At 63.3% G+C, this 17,214-nt stretch carries 15 protein-coding genes and 1 tRNA gene; 6 read left to right on the top strand and 10 right to left on the bottom strand.

The genetic code is table 11. From position 1 onward, the window contains the following. Positions 1-3 precede the first annotated feature (3 nt). The 4 genes from LFL96_RS16935 to ccsA all read right to left on the bottom strand — a co-directional run bounded on the left by LFL96_RS16935 (position 4) and on the right by ccsA (position 5,471). Complete coding sequence (locus LFL96_RS16935) at positions 4-3,000, bottom strand: ribonucleoside-diphosphate reductase subunit alpha (protein ID WP_280996360.1); 2,997 nt, start codon at positions 2,998-3,000, stop codon at positions 4-6. Between the two features lie 555 nt (positions 3,001-3,555). Continuing rightward, on the bottom strand, positions 3,556-4,212 hold the full coding sequence (gene ampD / locus LFL96_RS16940; protein WP_280996361.1) for a 1,6-anhydro-N-acetylmuramyl-L-alanine amidase AmpD: 657 nt from the start codon (positions 4,210-4,212) through the stop codon (positions 3,556-3,558). Next, on the bottom strand, positions 4,209-4,535 hold the full coding sequence (locus LFL96_RS16945; protein ID WP_280996362.1) for a PP0621 family protein: 327 nt from the start codon (positions 4,533-4,535) through the stop codon (positions 4,209-4,211). Before LFL96_RS16945 ends, ampD begins: the two co-directional genes overlap by 4 nt. A 9-nt stretch (positions 4,536-4,544) precedes the next feature. Further along, complete coding sequence (gene ccsA / locus LFL96_RS16950; RefSeq protein ID WP_280996363.1) at positions 4,545-5,471, bottom strand: cytochrome c biogenesis protein CcsA; 927 nt, start codon at positions 5,469-5,471, stop codon at positions 4,545-4,547. 81 nt (positions 5,472-5,552) lie between these two features. Here ccsA and ffh point away from each other — a divergent pair, with 81 nt between their 5' ends. Next, complete coding sequence (gene ffh, locus LFL96_RS16955; protein ID WP_280996364.1) at positions 5,553-6,920, top strand: signal recognition particle protein; 1,368 nt, start codon at positions 5,553-5,555, stop codon at positions 6,918-6,920. Positions 6,921-7,092: 172 nt separating this feature from the next. After that, positions 7,093-7,644, top strand: coding sequence for a hypoxanthine-guanine phosphoribosyltransferase (locus LFL96_RS16960; RefSeq protein WP_280996365.1), 552 nt, complete (start codon positions 7,093-7,095; stop codon positions 7,642-7,644). Positions 7,645-7,825: 181 nt separating this feature from the next. On the opposite strand, the gene LFL96_RS16965 is transcribed toward LFL96_RS16960, so the two are convergent. Next, positions 7,826-8,425: a MarC family protein gene (locus LFL96_RS16965; RefSeq protein ID WP_280996366.1), complete on the bottom strand. Its 600-nt coding sequence runs from the start codon at positions 8,423-8,425 to the stop codon at positions 7,826-7,828. A gap of 12 nt (positions 8,426-8,437) precedes the next feature. Beyond that, the gene (locus tag LFL96_RS16970; protein ID WP_280996367.1) at positions 8,438-10,174 is read right to left on the bottom strand and encodes a proline--tRNA ligase; all 1,737 of its coding nucleotides are present in this window, start codon (positions 10,172-10,174) and stop codon (positions 8,438-8,440) included. Between the two features lie 369 nt (positions 10,175-10,543). Here LFL96_RS16970 and LFL96_RS16975 point away from each other — a divergent pair, with 369 nt between their 5' ends. Together LFL96_RS16975 and LFL96_RS16980 are read left to right on the top strand one after the other, a co-directional pair. Beyond that, on the top strand, positions 10,544-11,293 hold the full coding sequence (locus tag LFL96_RS16975) for an RNA pyrophosphohydrolase (RefSeq protein ID WP_280996368.1): 750 nt from the start codon (positions 10,544-10,546) through the stop codon (positions 11,291-11,293). Between the two features lie 75 nt (positions 11,294-11,368). Beyond that, positions 11,369-11,926, top strand: a complete 558-nt coding sequence (locus tag LFL96_RS16980) for a CNP1-like family protein (protein WP_280996369.1) — start codon at positions 11,369-11,371, stop codon at positions 11,924-11,926. A gap of 223 nt (positions 11,927-12,149) precedes the next feature. Here LFL96_RS16980 and proB read toward each other — a convergent pair whose 3' ends face one another. From proB to rplU, 4 genes are all read right to left on the bottom strand, one after another. Continuing rightward, on the bottom strand, positions 12,150-13,268 hold the full coding sequence (gene proB, locus LFL96_RS16985; protein WP_280996370.1) for a glutamate 5-kinase: 1,119 nt from the start codon (positions 13,266-13,268) through the stop codon (positions 12,150-12,152). A gap of 75 nt (positions 13,269-13,343) precedes the next feature. Further along, entirely contained in the window at positions 13,344-14,462 is a 1,119-nt protein-coding gene (cgtA, locus tag LFL96_RS16990; RefSeq protein WP_280996371.1) for an Obg family GTPase CgtA, read from the bottom strand. A gap of 241 nt (positions 14,463-14,703) precedes the next feature. Then, the gene (gene rpmA / locus LFL96_RS16995; protein ID WP_280996372.1) at positions 14,704-14,967 is read right to left on the bottom strand and encodes a 50S ribosomal protein L27; all 264 of its coding nucleotides are present in this window, start codon (positions 14,965-14,967) and stop codon (positions 14,704-14,706) included. A gap of 25 nt (positions 14,968-14,992) precedes the next feature. After that, entirely contained in the window at positions 14,993-15,304 is a 312-nt protein-coding gene (gene rplU / locus LFL96_RS17000; RefSeq protein ID WP_007180329.1) for a 50S ribosomal protein L21, read from the bottom strand. 237 nt (positions 15,305-15,541) lie between these two features. Between rplU and LFL96_RS17005 the strand changes: the two genes are divergently transcribed. Then, positions 15,542-16,534: a polyprenyl synthetase family protein gene (locus LFL96_RS17005; protein WP_280996376.1), complete on the top strand. Its 993-nt coding sequence runs from the start codon at positions 15,542-15,544 to the stop codon at positions 16,532-16,534. A gap of 39 nt (positions 16,535-16,573) precedes the next feature. Further along, a tRNA-Pro gene (locus tag LFL96_RS17010) sits at positions 16,574-16,650 on the top strand. The last annotated feature ends 564 nt before the right edge of the window (positions 16,651-17,214 follow it).

Below are 17,214 nucleotides of genomic sequence, written 5' to 3' on the forward strand. Positions count from 1 at the left end.
CGCTTACTGGCAGGCTTCGCACTCGTCGAAGCCGGGGTCGCCCGGACGCATCATGCACACCGGACCATCCGCTTCCGGCGCCGCTTCGACCGCGATCGCCGGCGCTGCCGCCGCCGCTTGCAGACCACCCGTCGACGCACCGCCGTTCGCACCGAAGCCACCGGCCGCACCACCTGCCGCGCCGCCCGAACCTTCGCCGCCGCCCGAGCTCACTGCATTCAGCGCGCCGTGCGCGACCGTCGACTTCTCGACGTGCGTCGCCGCCATCGTGCGGAGGTAGTAGGTCGTCTTCAGACCGCGCACCCATGCGAGCTTGTAGATCTCGTCGAGCTTCTTGCCCGACGCGCCGCCCATGTAGATGTTCAGCGACTGCGCCTGGTCGATCCACTTCTGACGACGCGACGCCGCCTCGACCAGCCACACCGGATCGAGCTCGAACGCGGTCGCGTAGATCGCGCGCAGGTCGGCCGGAATGCGGTCGATGCGCGACAGCGTGCCGTCGAAGTACTTCAGGTCGGCGACCATCACTTCGTCCCACAGACCGCGTTCCTTCAGGTCGCGCACCAGGTAGTCGTTGACCACCGTGAATTCGCCCGACAGGTTCGACTTCACATACAGGTTCTGGAACGTAGGCTCGATGCAAGCCGACACGCCGATGATGTTCGAGATCGTCGCCGTCGGCGCGATCGCGACGCAGTTCGAGTTGCGCATGCCGTACTGGGCGATGCGCGAACGCAGTTCGGTCCAGTCCATCGATTCGCTCGCGTCGACTTCGACGTAGCCGCCACGCGCTTCGGCCAGCAGCTTCAGCGAGTCTTGCGGGAGGATGCCGCGATCCCACAGCGAACCGCGGTAGCTGGAGTAACGGCCGCGCTCCTGCGCCAGTTCCGTCGACGCGTAGTACGCGTAGTAGCAGACCGCTTCCATCGACGTATCGGCGAACTTGACCGCTTCTTCCGACGCGTACGGCGTGCGCAGCAGATGCAGGCAGTCCTGGAAGCCCATGATGCCCATGCCGACCGGACGATGCTTCAGGTTCGAATTACGCGCCTTGGCGACCGCGTAGTAGTTGATGTCGATCACGTTGTCGAGCATGCGCATCGCGACGCTGACGGTGCGCTTGAGCTTTTCGTGGTCGAGCGCCAGCGTGCCGTCGGCCTGTTCCTTCAAGTGCGCGACGAGGTTCACCGAGCCCAGGTTGCAGACGGCGATTTCGGCGTCGCTGGTGTTCAGCGTGATTTCCGTGCACAGGTTCGACGAGTGGACGACACCGACGTGCTGTTGCGGCGAGCGCACATTGCACGGATCCTTGAACGTGATCCACGGGTGGCCGGTTTCGAACAGCATGCCCAACATCTTGCGCCACAGTTGCGCGGCCGGAATCTTCTTGAACAGCTTGATGTCGCCGCGCGCAGCTTTCTCTTCGTAAGCCGTGTACGCCTTTTCGAAGTCCGCGCCGAACAGGTCGTGCAGGTCCGGGCAGGTGGACGGCGAGAACAGCGTCCAGTCGCCGCCTTCCATCACGCGCTTCATGAACAGGTCGGGAATCCAGTTCGCCGTGTTCATGTCGTGCGTGCGGCGGCGGTCGTCGCCGGTGTTCTTGCGCAGCTCCAGGAATTCCTCGATGTCCAAATGCCACGATTCCAGGTACGCGCACACCGCGCCCTTGCGCTTGCCGCCCTGGTTCACCGCGACTGCCGTGTCGTTCACCACCTTCAGGAACGGCACGACGCCTTGCGACTTGCCGTTGGTGCCCTTGATGTGCGAGCCGAGCGCGCGCACGCGGGTCCAGTCGTTGCCGAGGCCGCCGGCGAACTTGGAGAGCAGCGCGTTTTCCTTCAGGGCTTCGTAGATGCTGTCGAGGTCGTCGGCAACGGTCGTCAGATAGCACGACGACAGTTGCGAGCGGTGCGTGCCCGAGTTGAACAGCGTCGGCGTGGACGACATGAAGTCGAACGACGACAGCACGTTGTAAAACTCGATCGCGCGCGCTTCGCGGTCGATCTCGTTCAGCGACAGGCCCATCGCGACGCGCATGAAGAATGCTTGCGGCAGCTCGATGCGCACGCCGTCGTGATGCAGGAAGTAGCGGTCGTACAGCGTTTGCAGACCGAGGTAGCCGAACTGGAAGTCGCGGTTCGCGTCGAGCGCGGCGCCCAGACGCTTCAGGTCGAACTGTTGCAGCTTGTCGTCCAGCAGGCCGGCGTCGACGCCGCGCTTGATGAACTGCGGGAAGTACTCGACGTAGCGCTCGCCCATTTCGGCCTGCGTGACTTCCTCTTCGAGGATCTCGCGGCGGATGGTGTGCAGCAGGATGCGCGCGGTGACCTGGCTGTATGCCGGGTCCTTCTCGATCATCGTGCGGGCGGCCAGAATCGCCGAGTCGTAGACCTGGCTCATCGGCACGCCGTCGTACAGATTCTTGACCGTTTCCGCGATGATCGGATCGGCGCTCACCGCGTCGCCCAGGTTCGCGCACGCGGATTCGATGATGCCGCGCAGCGCGGCCAGATCCAGCGGACGCGTGACGCCGTTGTCCGTGACGTTCAGACCCGGCGTGCTGGCCACCACCTGCTCGTCGTGACCGCGCGCCTGCGTGCGCTTCTCGCGATACAGCACGTACGCACGCGCGACGTTGTGCTCGCCGCCGCGCATGAGCGCGAGTTCGACCTGATCCTGAATGTCTTCGATATGGAACGTGCCGCCGTTCGGACGGCTGCGCACCAGCGCGCGCACCACGTTCTGCGTGAGTTGCTCGACCAGTTCGCGCACCCGCGCCGACGCCGCGCCCTGACCGCCGTTGACGGCGAGGAACGCCTTCGTCACGGCGATCGCGATTTTCGACGGCTCGAACGACACGACGCTGCCATTGCGGCGGATCACCCTGTAGTCGGCGTAGGTCGCTTGCGGCGCGAGCGCCGGAGCGCCTTGTGCCTGGCCGAAGGCCTGGCCAGTCGATGAACCCTCGTAGCGGGTCGTCGCGTTGTCGGTGGTTTGCATGTGCAAAGCTCCTGGTCCTGGAAATGGTGCGGGGGAAGGCCGCGGATTAAAACGAACGCTGCGCCGCCGCGAGCGCAAGCGATGAGGTGCAGGAAGAAGGCCGGCCAAGCCAGCTGGCGGGATGCGACTGCGATGAAGCCTGATTCGAATTGACGACGGTCTTCAACGTGCGTGTCGCGATCACTTGCCAAGCCCCTTTCCTGAATGCTTCTTGGATGCCGCCGGTGGTCTCGCCGGCCGCGCGACAGGAATCTTTTTTCTCTGCCCGGAATGCTTGCGGCGCCGTACTCGGAGAGCGGGGCGCCGCGACTTATCCACTCAGTTGTGCACCCGGTTATTCACACGGTTATGCACACGGTTATGCACAGCACCACACAAGATGTAGTGCAAAACTGATTTCTCGGCACCAAGTATAGTGGATATTCAAGACAGGTCAAATCGATTTATTTGGCCCGCCGGGGTTGACTTTTCATATCGCGCGCGGCGACGGGACCTCGCGGAGAACGAGGCTGCGCCTTGTTCTCCGAGCATCGCGCGCGATTGCGCGAAGTGCCGTTACGGCGTCGCGGAAAACTTGAGATAGGGGAAATACCGAGCGTCGAGCGCGGTGTCCCGCTGCAGACGTTGCCACTCGAAATGGGGACCGGGATCGGTCTTGCGGCCAGGCGCGATGTCCGAGTGACCGGCGAGCGCCGCGACCGGATAGCGGGTCTTCAACGCGTTCACGAGCGTGCCGAGGGTGCGGTATTGCGCCGCTTCGAAGGCCGTGGTGTCACTGCCCTCCAGCTCGATGCCGATGGAGAAATCGTTGCAGCGCTCGCGGCCGAAAAAATTCGACGGCCCCGCGTGCCACGCGCGCTCGTTGCACGACACGAACTGCTCGAGCGTGCCGTCGCGATGAATCACGAAGTGCGCGGAGACGCGCACGCCGCGCAGATGGGTGTCGTAGTACGGGTGCGCGTCGCAGTCGAGCGTGTTGAGGAACAGCTCGGCGATCGCCGTACCGCCGAACTCGTTCGGCGGCAGGCTGATGTTGTGCACGACGATCAGCGTCGGCTCGGCGCCGGCCGGTCGCGCTTCGAAATTCGGCGAGGGGAGTTTGCGGGCGGCGTCGACCCAGCCGCCGGCATCGACGGTGAAGCCGGTGTCGGCGCTGACGTCGGGATTGACTTCCGGATTGATGCCGGCGCCGACGTTCGCGTCGACGCTCATCGAGCGTCGCGGCCCGACGGTCGCGCGCCGTGACGCTGAGCGTGCGCCGAGCTGCAGAACGCTTGCCCGGCCACCACCACGGAATCGCTCTTCGGCGCGTGCACGCCGCATTCGGTGCAACGGATCATCGGCTCGGCGAGTTGCGGCTGCGCGGCGCCGTTCGGTCCGGCATGGCCTCTACTATTAGTAGCACCCGCGGCGCCATTCGCGCCGCTGCCCGCGTTACCCGAACGCTGCGCGGTTTGCGCGTCGTGACGGCGCAGCGCCTTGACCAGCCATTGACCGACGATGAACAACAGGATCAGCAGAAAAATTTGTCGCATGGAACACGCTCACACTACGGCACGGTGCAACAGCACCTCGAAGACGAAACGGCTGCCCACGTACGCCAGCAACAACGCGACGAACGACGCCAGCACCCAGCGCAAGGCCGCACGGCCGCGCCAACCCGACACCTTGCGCGCGGTCAGCAGCGCGCCGAACATCACCCACGAGAGAATCGCGAACACGGTCTTGTGATCGAGCTGCAACGCGCGGTCGACCAGTTGCTCACTAAATAGAATGCCGGACACGAGGGTCAGCGTGAGCAGCACGAAGCCCGCGCCGATCAGACGGAACAGCAGTTTTTCCAGCGTCAGGAGCGGCGGCAGCGTATCGAGCCAGCTCGACAGCCAGCCGTTGCTCGCCGCGGCAACTTGCCGCTGTGCGGCGCCGCCGCGCATTGCATGCAGACGGCGCTCGACCAGCAGCATCAGAATCGCGTGCAGCGCCGCGATCGCGAACAGCCCATACGCGATGTTGGCGATCAGGAAGTGCAGCTTGAACAGCGGCGCCGCCGAGTACGGCAACACGCGCACGCCGTTGAACGCGAGCGGCAGCAGCGACGCCACGCAGGCGAGCGGCAGGACCAGCAGACGCAGACCGTCGAGCGGGAAGAAGAAACTCTCGATCCAGTAGATACCCGCGCCGAGCCAGAACATGGCCGACAGCGCGAACGCGAAGCCGAACACCATCGCGTTCTGCGGGAAGATCGTGGTATGCAGCAGCACGCCGTGCGCGAGCAGCGCGACGAACAGCAGCGCGCGACCCGACGAACTCATGCCGGACGCGGCCGGCGCACCCGCGGCGATCGGCACCGGGGGCACCGGCGGCACGCTCTCGAGCATGGGGCGCACGGCGGCGTGGCGATGCGAGCGCCAGCCGGCCACGGCGAGACCGCCGTAGAGGAGCGCAGTGAGGGCATACAGTACAATATCCATATTCGAAGTTTACACTAGGCCCCTCCTCCGCGACGTCTTCCACTTCGCGCACCGGCCGGGCCGCACTGTTCATCGCTCCCCATGCTCGACAATCTGACTCAACGGATGGCGCGCGTCGTCAAGACGCTGCGCGGCGAAGCCCGGCTCACCGAGGCGAACACCCAGGAAATGCTGCGCGAAGTTCGCCTCGCATTGCTCGAAGCCGACGTGGCACTGCCGGTCGTGCGCGAGTTCATCGCCAGGGTGAAGGAGAAGGCGCTCGGCGAAGAAGTGATCAGCAGCCTGTCGCCAGGTCAGGCGCTGGTCGGCGTGGTGCAGCGCGAGCTGACCGCGATCATCGGCGGTGACTACGAAGGCAAGGCGGTCGAGCTCAATCTCGCCGTCACGCCGCCGGCCATCATCCTGATGGCGGGTCTGCAGGGCGCGGGTAAGACCACCACGGTCGGCAAGCTCGCCAAGCTGCTGCGCGAAAAGTACAAGAAGAAGGTGCTGACCGTTTCGTGCGACGTCTATCGCCCTGCCGCCATCGCGCAGTTGAAGACGGTGACCGAGCAGGTCGGCGCGGACTTCTTCCCGTCGGAGCCGGATCAGAAACCGGTCGACATCGCGCGCGCCGCGGTGGATTGGGCCAAGCGTCACTATCATGACGTGCTGCTCGTCGACACGGCCGGCCGTCTCGGTATCGACGAAGCGATGATGCAGGAAATCGCCGCGCTGCACGGCGAGCTGAAGCCGGCGGAAACGCTCTTCGTCGTCGACGCGATGCTCGGCCAGGATGCGGTCAACACCGCCAAGGCCTTCAGCGACGCGTTGCCGCTCACCGGCGTCGTGCTGACCAAACTCGACGGCGATTCGCGCGGCGGCGCCGCGCTGTCCGTGCGTCACGTCACCGGCAAGCCGATCAAGTTCGTCGGCGTCGCGGAAAAGCTCGACGGCCTCGAAGTGTTCTACCCGGATCGCATGGCGAACCGGATTCTCGGCATGGGCGACATTCTCGCGCTCGTCGAGGAAGCCCAGCGCGGCGTCGACGTGCAGGCCGCGCAGAAGCTCGCCGACAAGGTCAAGAAGGGCGGCGACTTCGACCTCAACGATTTCCGCGCGCAGCTCACCCAAATGAAAAGCATGGGTGGTCTGTCGTCGCTGATGGACAAGCTGCCCGCGCAATTCCAGCAAGCGGCCGCGGGCGCCAACATGGGCATGGCCGAATCGCAGATGCGCCGCATGGAAGGCATCATCAACTCGATGACGCCGCTCGAACGCGCCAAACCCGAACTCATCAAGGCGACCCGCAAACGCCGCATCGCGGCCGGCGCGGGCGTGCAGGTGCAGGAAGTGAACCGCATGCTGAATCAGTACGACCAGATGCGCACCATGATGAAAAAGCTCAAGGGCGGCAATCTGCAGAAGATGATGCGCGGCATGAAGGGCATGTTGCCCGGCATGCGCTAAGCTTGATCAAGACGGCGCGCCTGTTTTGCGTGCGCACATCGGAAAGCGCTGACTTCCGGTTTGTGCGGGTTTATTCTGTACCGCGCCGCCGTCCCCTGGAGGTTCGCCTTTGGCCTTTGCCTGGAGGCATCCTCATTCACACTATGTATACAGTAACCGCTCGTCAGACGTCATGAACCGCGAAGAAGCTCTCCACATTTTTAGCCACTCCGAAGAAATCGTTTCGGCCGACGACGTCAACGCGTCGATCAGCGGCATGGCAACCGCCATCCGCAACGAAATGAGCGAGGACTTCCCGCTCGTGCTGTCGGTCATGGGCGGCGCGGCGGTGTTCACCGGCATGCTGCTGCCGCACCTCGATTTTCCGCTCGAGTTCGACTACATCCATCTGACCCGCTACCGCAACACCACCAAGGGCGGCGCCGAGATGCAGTGGCGCGTGGCGCCGGCCGAGTCGGTCAAGGATCGCGTGGTGCTGGTGCTCGACGACATTCTCGACGAAGGCGAGACGATGGCCGCGATCCGCGACCGCATTCTCGCGATGGGCGCGAAGCGCTTCCTGAGCGCGGTGCTGTGCGAAAAGATCATTCCGAAGGCGAAGCCGCTGCGTCCGGATTACTGCGGGTTCGAAGTGCCGGACCGCTATGTGTTCGGCTGCGGGATGGACGCGAAGGGTTACTGGCGCAACCTGCCGACCATTCGTGCGCTGACCGAAGGGGCTTGAAGTCCTTGTGTTTTGGGTCTGTTTGGCTACCGCCCATGGGCAGTAGCCAGAAAGCAAAAAGCGGCCTCGCGGGCCGCTTTTTTGTTTGCAACGATTCGTCGTCATGGTCAGTGGGTGAGGAAGCGCGCTGACCTTGCCGCGCGACGGTTCAGAGCCAGCGACCCTGGTTACCTCATCCGCCTCAAAGCTGGTGCACGAACGACCGGATACCGCCCAGCATCATCTCCACCGAAATCGCCACCAGCACCAGCCCCATCAATCGCTCGAACGCCATCATCGCGCGTTCGCCGAGCCAGGCCTGAATCCGCTCGGCCAGCATCAGCACGATCGCGCAGACGATCATCGTGACGGTCAGCGCGCCGATCCATTCGAACATCTTGCCCGGCGCCTGCGACGTCAACAGCATCACCGTGGCCAATGCCGACGGACCGGCCAGCGCGGGAATCGCGAGCGGCACGATCAGCGGTTCGCCGCCGCGCGTGTCGCCGCCGAACGGTCCGTCGGGATGGGGAAACACCATTCTGAGCGCGATCAGAAACAGCACGATGCCGCCGCCGATGCGCAGCGACTGGTCGGTCAGGCTCATCATGCGCAGAAAGCCCTGACCGACCACCATGAACACCAGCAAAATCGCGAACGCGATCGCCACTTCGCGCAGAATCACGATCGTGCGCCGCTGCGGCGCCACGCCGCGCAGACAACTGATGAAGAGCGGAATGTTGCCGAGCGGATCGGTGATCAGGATCAGCAGGATCGTCGCGGACAGGAAGGTGTACTCCACCGTCCGCTCCGCTTAGCCTGCCAGCGCTGCGCGAACCTTCGCGATCACCGCTTGCGCGGCGTCCTCGACGGGCAGCAGCGTTGCTTCGGTGTCGCGACGGCCCTGGTATTCGAGCTTGCCGTCCTTCAGGCCACGGTCGCCGATCACCAGACGATGCGGCACGCCGATCAGCTCCCAGTCGGCGAACATCACGCCCGGGCGCTCGCCACGGTCGTCCAGAATCACGTCGATGCCCGCTTCGACCAGTGCCGCGTACAGCTTGTCGGCCTGCTCGCGCACGGCGTCGCTGCGGTCATAGCCCATCGGGCACAGCACGACTTCGAACGGCGCGATCGATTCCGGCCAGATGATGCCCTTGTCGTCGAAGTTCTGTTCGATCGCCGCGCCCAGAATACGCGTGACGCCGATGCCGTAGCAGCCCATTTCCATTGGCTGCGGCTTGCCGGTTTCGTCGAGGCAGGTCGCGTTCATCGCTTCCGAATACTTGCGGCCGAGCTGGAATACGTGACCCACTTCGATGCCGCGGCAGATGTCGATCACGCCCTTGCCGTCCGGCGACGGATCGCCCTTCTTCACGTTGCGGATATCGGCGACGTCCGGCTCCGGCAGATCGCGGCCCCAGTTCACGCCGGTGATGTGGTAATCCACCTCGTTCGCGCCGACCACGAAGTCGCTCATGTTCGCGACCGTGCGGTCCGCGACGACCTTGACCGGCTTCTTCGTGTTGATCGGACCGAGATAGCCCGGCGGCGTGCCGAAGGTCTCGACGATCTCCGCCTCGGTCGCCATGCGGAAGTCGGCCAGACCCGGCAGCTTGGCCGCCTTGATCTCGTTCAGTTCGTGATCGCCGCGCAGCATCAGCAACCAGATGGTCGGCTCGGCGCCTTCGTTTTCGGTGGCGAGAATGATCGACTTGATCGTGCGTTCGAGCGGAATGTTCAGCAACTCGGCGACGGCCTCGCACTTCGCCTTGCCCGGCGTGGCGGTCTTCTTCATGTCTTCGGCCGGCGCCGCGCGTTGCGCGTGCAGCGGCAGCGCTTCGGCCGCCTCGACGTTCGCCGCGAAGTCGGACGTCGGGCAGTAGGCGATTGCGTCCTCGCCGGTCTCGGCGATCACGTGGAATTCATGCGAGCCGCTGCCGCCGATCGAGCCGTTGTCCGCCGCGACCGCGCGGAAGTCGAGACCGAGACGCGTGAAGATGCGCACGTACGCGTCGTACATCTTGCGATACGACTCGCGCAGACCTTCCGCGTCCTTATCGAACGAGTACGCGTCTTTCATGATGAACTCGCGGCCGCGCATCACGCCGAAACGCGGACGGATCTCATCGCGGAACTTCGTCTGGATCTGGTAGAAGTTCACCGGCAACTGACGGTAGCTCTTGATCTGATTGCGCGCGATGTCCGTGACCACTTCCTCGTGCGTCGGTCCGATCACGAAGTCGGTCTGCTTGCGGTCCTTGAAACGCAGCAGTTCGGGGCCGTACTTTTCCCAGCGGCCCGACTCCTGCCACAACTCGGCCGGCTGCACCGCCGGCATCAGCAGTTCGATCCCGCCTGCCCGGTTCATCTCTTCGCGCACGATGGCTTCCACCTTGCGGATCGAACGCAGACCGATCGGCAGGTAGTTATAGATGCCGCCGGCGACGCGGCGGATCATGCCGGCACGCACCATGAGTTTGTGACTGACGATCTCGGCGTCGGCGGGCGCTTCTTTCAGCGTGCCGATAAAGAAACGGGAAGCTTTCATTCAGATTTTCCAAAAGCGGCGGCTCCGGAAGGACCGCCCGAAAGTGAAACAGTGGGAATCAACTCAGATCCGGACCCTGACACGGCCCCTTGTGCTTGCCCGCCCGCGCGGTGCGTCCGGCGCATCGCACGGCACGGCGCGGTCCGACGTGGCGCGACGGGTCGCTTTGCCGCGCGAGGCACGCCTCCACACGACGCCGAAGCCGGCGCGCAGAGCCAGCACACAAGGGATAAGGCACGGAAAGACTGACAGGCTACCGCAAACGCGGGGCCTTTTGCGGCGAATCGTTCCAATCCGGTGCGAATCGGTGCGTCGGGTCCGTTATCTGTTTATAATCAAAGCAATTTTAAAGGATTCGAAGGTGGTTGTATGCTGGATCGTGAAGGCTTTCGCCCGAACGTCGGCATCATCCTCTTGAACGCGCACAACGAGGTGTTTTGGGGCAAACGGCTCCGTGAACATTCCTGGCAGTTTCCGCAAGGGGGCATCAAGTACGGAGAGACCCCCGTGCAAGCGATGTATCGGGAGTTACACGAAGAGACCGGGCTGCTTCCTGAGCACGTCAAGGTGATCGGTCGCACGCGCGACTGGTTGCGTTACGAGGTGCCTGACAAGTTCATCAAGCGCGAAGTACGCGGTCATTACCGCGGCCAGAAGCAAATCTGGTTTTTGCTCCGGATGGTTGGACGCGATTGCGACATCTGCTTGCGCGCCACCGACCACCCTGAGTTCGATGCGTGGCGCTGGAACGAGTATTGGGTGCCGCTCGACTGTGTGATCGAGTTCAAGCGGGATGTGTATCAGTTGGCGCTGACGGAACTATCCCGTTTCATGCGCCGGGCTGCGCCGCGTGCGGAAAAACCTGGCGGGCACCATGGGCAGCGTTATCCGCGGATAGCGTCGTCGATGGAAAGTCCGCCGGATTCCACGATACTGACGGTGACGTCCGTGACCACGGTCACATCCGTCAGCGTCGAGGCTTCGGTTCACGCCACGATCGCGTCCGATTGCGGTTCGGGGTCGCAGACCGAGGCAGGCGCCGCGCCGGAGCAGGAACACGAAAGCGAATCGGCTCGCGAAACCGCCGGCTCGCTGTTGCGCCCGGGCGTGCGCAATTAACAACGCAGTGCGGCTGTCCAGCCGCCTTGACCGACGCGGCTCACTGAGCCGCGTCGGCGTTTCGAGGAAATCATATTGAAAGCACTTGCTCTCGTCGTGGCGTGCGTCGCCACCGGCGCCCTGCTGGCTGGTTGTTCGAGCGCCGGCAAACCTAGCAATAAAGACGACAGCGCGTTCGTCTATCTGTTGGACCGGCAGGGCACCTGGACCGAAAACAAGGTCGATACCTTGCCGCCGCTTCCGCAGGATGCCAATCTGTTGCCGTTCATCGTTTCAGGTAATACGCCGCTGCAGTTCGCGGTCGATTCGAAGTCGCTGACGGTCGGCACGGACGGCGTGGTTCGCCTGACGGTCGTGGTGACGAGCCCGAGCGGCGCGCGCAACGTGATTTACGAGGGCATTCGCTGCGATACGTATGAATGGCGCCAGTATGCGGGCTTGAATGCGGACCACGACGGTTGGGACACCACGGTCGCCAATGACTTCTCGCGGATCGAAGACGGTGCGTTGAACGCCTACCAGTCGGCGCTGTATCAGGATTATCTGTGCGCGAACAAGATGCCTACGGGCAGTGCGCCGCGGATTCTGGAAAATATTCGCTACAAGCGGACCGCGGCCTCGATGATTCGTTGAGGTGACGGAGTTGGTTTGGGAGCTGGCTGGGCGCTTTCGTGTTTTTTCTTGACGGATTGGGCGCCACCGCAAGGTGTCCGAAAATCCCTCCCCGCCGAATCCACCCGCCGCAGACGTGAAAAAAGCCGTTTCAGCTCAAGCTGAAACGGCTTTTTGTTTTACTGCGCCGACGACGCTGACTTCGTATTTTTGACGGTCTGCATCAACACGACCGCGCGCCGGATCAGACCAGCACCAGGTTGTCGCGATGAATCAATTCGGGCTCGAGCATGTAACCCAGTACCGACTCGATCTCACCGCTGGGACGCCGTTGAATCAGCTTGGTTTCCGCGCTGCTGTAGTTGGTAAGCCCGCGCGCCACTTCCCGCCCCGCCGCGTTCAGGCAGGCAATTACCTCACCGCGAGCAAACGCGCCCTGCACGCCGACTACGCCGATCGGCAGCAGGCTCTTGCCGCCTTCGGTCAATTTCTCGACCGCACCGTCGTCGATAACCACGTGGCCGCGCACCTGCAAGTGATCGGCCATCCATTGCTTGCGCGCCGCCATGCGTGCGGTGCGCGCGATCAGCTGCGTGCCGATTGCCTCGCCTGAGGCCAGCCGCGACAGGACGTCCGCTTCGCGACCGCTCGCGATCACGGTATCGGCGCCACTGTGCGCCGCGCGCTTGGCGGCGAGAATCTTGGTCAGCATGCCGCCGCGCCCCAGACTGGACCCGGCGCCGCCCGCCATCGCCTCGAGATCCGGCGCGCCGGCATCGGCCTGCTGGACGAGCGTGGCAGTCGGATCCTTGCGCGGGTCGGCGGTGAACAGGCCCTGTTGATCCGTGAGGATGATCAGCGCGTCGCCCTCGATCAGGTTCGCGACCAGCGCGCCGAGCGTATCGTTATCGCCGAATTTGATTTCGTCGGTAACGACGGTGTCGTTCTCGTTGATGATCGGCACGACGCCGAGACGCAACAGCGTCAGCAGCGTGGAGCGCGCGTTCAGGTAGCGTTCGCGGTCGGCCAGGTCGGCGTGCGTCAGCAGAATCTGCGCGGTCTGGATCGAATGCTCGGCGAAGCGGCTTTCGTACACCTGCGCGAGCCCCATCTGACCGACGGCGGCCGCTGCCTGCAACTCGTCGATTTCTCGCGGACGCTTCGTCCAGCCAAGCCGTTGCATGCCCTCGGCAATCGCGCCGGAACTGACCAGCACGACCTCCTTGCCTTGCGCGCGCAAGGCCGCGATCTGCGCCGCCCAACGGCCGATCGCCGCATGATCGAGGCCGCGCCCGTCATTCGTGACGAGGCTCGAACCGACTTTCACTACCAATCGCCGTGAATCCGCGATGACGGAACGCATTGTGCGCTGTCTCCCAAGATGACGCGTGATGCAAGCCGGCGGGCCGCCCGGACCGTCGGCGCTTGAGCTTTCTTATTACTGCGGGTCGATGCCGGGTTCGTCCGCGGCGGCCGGCGCAGCCGGTTTTTCGCGGAAACGCACGTCGGCGGCGAGATCTTCGGCTTCGGCCGCGCGCTGCGCGTCCGAATGCGCGGCGATGTGATCGAACACCGCGTAGCACAGGTTCTCGCAGCCCTGACCGGTCAACGCCGAGATTTCGAATACCGGGCCGCTCCAGCCGAAGCCTTCCAGGAACGACGACACACGCGCCTCGCGCTCGTCTTCCGGCACCATGTCGAGCTTGTTGAGCACCAGCCAGCGCGGCTTGTCGTACAGCAGTTCGTCGTACTTGCGCAATTCGTTGACGATCGCCTTGGCTTCCGCGACCGGGTCGACCGATTCGTCGAACGGTGCCAGGTCGACGATATGCAGCAGCAGACCAGTACGTTGCAGGTGACGCAGGAACTGGTGGCCGAGGCCCGCGCCTTCCGCCGCCCCTTCGATCAGACCGGGAATGTCGGCGATCACGAAGCTGCGGCTCGGCCCGACGCGCACGACGCCAAGATTCGGCGCGAGCGTGGTGAACGGATAGTCGGCGATCTTCGGCTTCGCGTTCGACACCGACGAAATGAAGGTCGACTTGCCGGCGTTCGGCATGCCGAGCAAACCGACGTCCGCCAGCACCTTCAGTTCGAGACGCACCATGCGGCGCTCGCCGGGCTTGCCGTCGGTCTTCTGGCGCGGCGCGCGGTTGGTACTGGATTTGAAATGCAGATTACCGAGACCGCCCGCGCCGCCCTGGGCGATCTGCACGGTCTGGTTGTGCTCGGTCAGGTCGGCGATCAGCTCGCCGGTTTCCATGTCGGTAATCGTGGTGCCGACCGGCATGCGCAGCGTGATGTCGTCGCCGCCCTTGCCGTAGCAATCCGCGCCGCGACCGTTTTCGCCGTTGCGCGCCAGGTGTTTTTTCGCGTAGCGATAGTCGATCAGCGTGTTGATGTTGCGGTCCGCGACCGCGATCACGCTACCGCCCCGCCCGCCGTCGCCGCCATCCGGGCCGCCGAACGGAACGAATTTCTCGCGGCGCATCGACGCGCTGCCATCCCCTCCGTCGCCGGCGATGACTTCAATCCTCGCTTCGTCAATGAACTTCATGCGTAACTCCGTCCCGTGGTGTGCTGCTAGATGGTGCTGCCAGATTGAAAGCGGCTGGATGCCGCTATTTTGCCGCGCCCGCCGCGGGCCGATCAATTGGCCGAACGGCGTAGGACACATCGGCTGGACTGCGCTTTTGTGGCGTCGCGCCCATTCTTCCGACAGATGTCGCCGGAATAAAAAAAGCCCCGCTAACTTCGCGGGGCCTTGTTCCGGTCCTGAAGCCCGTGTCTGAGTGAACTCAGACTGCTGCCGGGACGACGCTGACCGTGTGCTTCTTCGCTGCGCCCTTCGTCGAGAAATTGACGTGGCCGTCCGTCAGCGCGAACAAGGTGTGGTCCTTGCCGATGCCGACGTTTTCGCCCGGGTGCATACGCGTGCCGCGTTGACGCACGATGATGCCGCCGGCGTTGATAGCCTGGCCGCCGTAAACCTTCACGCCGAGACGCTTCGATTCAGAGTCGCGGCCGTTGCGGGATGATCCGCCTGCCTTTTTGTGTGCCATTTGATTTGCTCCTTAACCGGTGCGCTTACGCGTTGATAGCGTCGATGCGCAGTTCGGTATAGTTCTGGCGGTGGCCGCCATGCTTCTGGTAGTGCTTCCGGCGACGCATCTTGAAGATGGTCACTTTTGCGTGACGACCTTGCGACACGACGGTAGCCTTGACGGAAGCCCCACTGACCAGCGGCGTACCGAACTTAATCGATTCGCCTTCGCCCACTGCGAGAACCTGGTCGAGCGTGATTTCAGCGTCAATGTCTGCCGGTATCTGTTCTACTTTAAGTTTTTCGCCGACGGCAACTTTATACTGCTTGCCACCGGTTTTTATGACCGCGTACATTGAGAACCTCACTCTGTGTTCATTTTTCCCACGCACCGCGCGCGGAAACCCGTGATTATACATAGAGTTAGCTACGCGGTCAAAACTCGTTCATCGACACCGCGCAAACGCGCCAGCGCCTCGCGGCACGCCCCCGGCGCGCGGTGCAGCACCCGTCAAGGCCGCCGCGCCGTACCCCGCGACACGGATTTGCCGCGATTCGCCTTATAATTCGCGGCACTACCCAATTCAGCCATCATGTCGTCGACTGCCACCCCCTCCCCCAACGCCGCCAGCCTGCTTGCTCCGATCGCCGAAGACATGCAGCAGGTGAATCGCGTCATCAGGCACCGTCTTGCGTCCGACGTGATGCTGATCAACCAGATTTCCGAGTACATCATCAGCGCGGGCGGCAAGCGGCTGCGGCCCGCGTTGCTGTTGCTGGTGGCGGGTGCGCTGGGCGAAACCACGGGGCATCGGCACGAACTGGCCGCGGTCGTCGAGTTCATCCACACCGCCACCCTGCTGCATGACGACGTGGTCGACGAATCCGATCTGCGGCGCGGCCGTCAGACCGCCAATGCGCTGTTCGGCAACGCCGCGAGCGTGCTGGTCGGCGACTTCCTGTATTCGCGCTCGTTCCAGATGATGGTCGGCGTCGGCAAGATGCGGGTGATGGAGATTCTGTCGGAGGCGACCAACATCATCTCCGAAGGCGAAGTGCTGCAGTTGCTGAACATGCACGACGCCGACGTGGACGAAACCCGCTACATGCAGGTGATCCGCTACAAGACAGCCAAGCTGTTCGAGGCGGCCGCCCAACTCGGCGCGGTGCTGGCCGGTGCGGACGCGAAGATCGAAGCGGCGGCAGCGGAGTTCGGCCGGCGTATCGGCACGGCCTTCCAGATCATGGACGACTGGCTCGACTACACGGGCACCGCCGAATCGATGGGTAAGAACGCCGGCGACGATCTGCGCGAAGGCAAACCCACGCTCCCGCTGATCTATCTGATCGAACGCGGCACGCCCGAACAGTCGGCGCTCGCACGCGAGGCGATCGAGCAAGGCGGCACCGCGCGGTTCGACACGATTTTCGAGGCAATCACGCGCTCGGGCGCCCTGGATCACACGCTGGAATGCGCGAAACAGGAAGCTCAGGCGGCCGCAGCAGCAATTTCTTCATTTCCTGATTCCATTTTCAAAGAGAGCCTGCTAGAATTATGTTCTTACTCGACGGCAAGACAGTCTTGAACGAGACTGAAACACCGTAAGAGTCCAGCAGTACCAAATCGGGGTGTAGCTTAGCCTGGTAGAGCGCTACGTTCGGGACGTAGAGGCCGGAGGTTCGAATCCTCTCACCCCGACCAGATTTGCCTTGATGTTCGAGGCTAGAAAAACCGCCGCAGCTTGCTCGGCGGTTTTTTGTTTTGGGTCGACGGTTTTGCGTCGCTCCTGCTGTCCGGGTTGTCGGCAACGCGGACAGGAACCTGCCAGCCGCGTCGTCACCCTTCCTACCCAACCCCCTTCCTCAATCTTCAATCAGAACGTCACCCTTCCGGACGCGTGACCGGATTGGACTGCGCGCATCGGCGATTCGTACTCAAACGATGTGCTTCGTGCCGCAATCTTGAGCGAGCAAGGCCTACGTTCTATCCGCTCACGATCGCACACGCGGCTCAATTCCGTTGAATTCGGCACATCAATCGATGTCTGCCTTGTCCCGAAAATAGCTGTAAATCCAGATTATTGAAAATAGGTAAATCGGCTTGCATAACGAATAATCGGGGAATACTATGACTTCGCCCCAAACATCCGCCGAGCATATTTCGGCATGCTGATCAAGAACGACCTGCCAGCGTCACCATAAGCCGCCACTCCAACGCAGCGGCCCTGCGCCAGCCCAGCTGGCACGGGCCAGGCGATGCAGCCGG

The sequence above is a fragment of the Paraburkholderia sp. D15 genome (genome assembly GCF_029910215.1).
Taxonomy (GTDB): Bacteria; Pseudomonadota; Gammaproteobacteria; order Burkholderiales; family Burkholderiaceae; genus Paraburkholderia.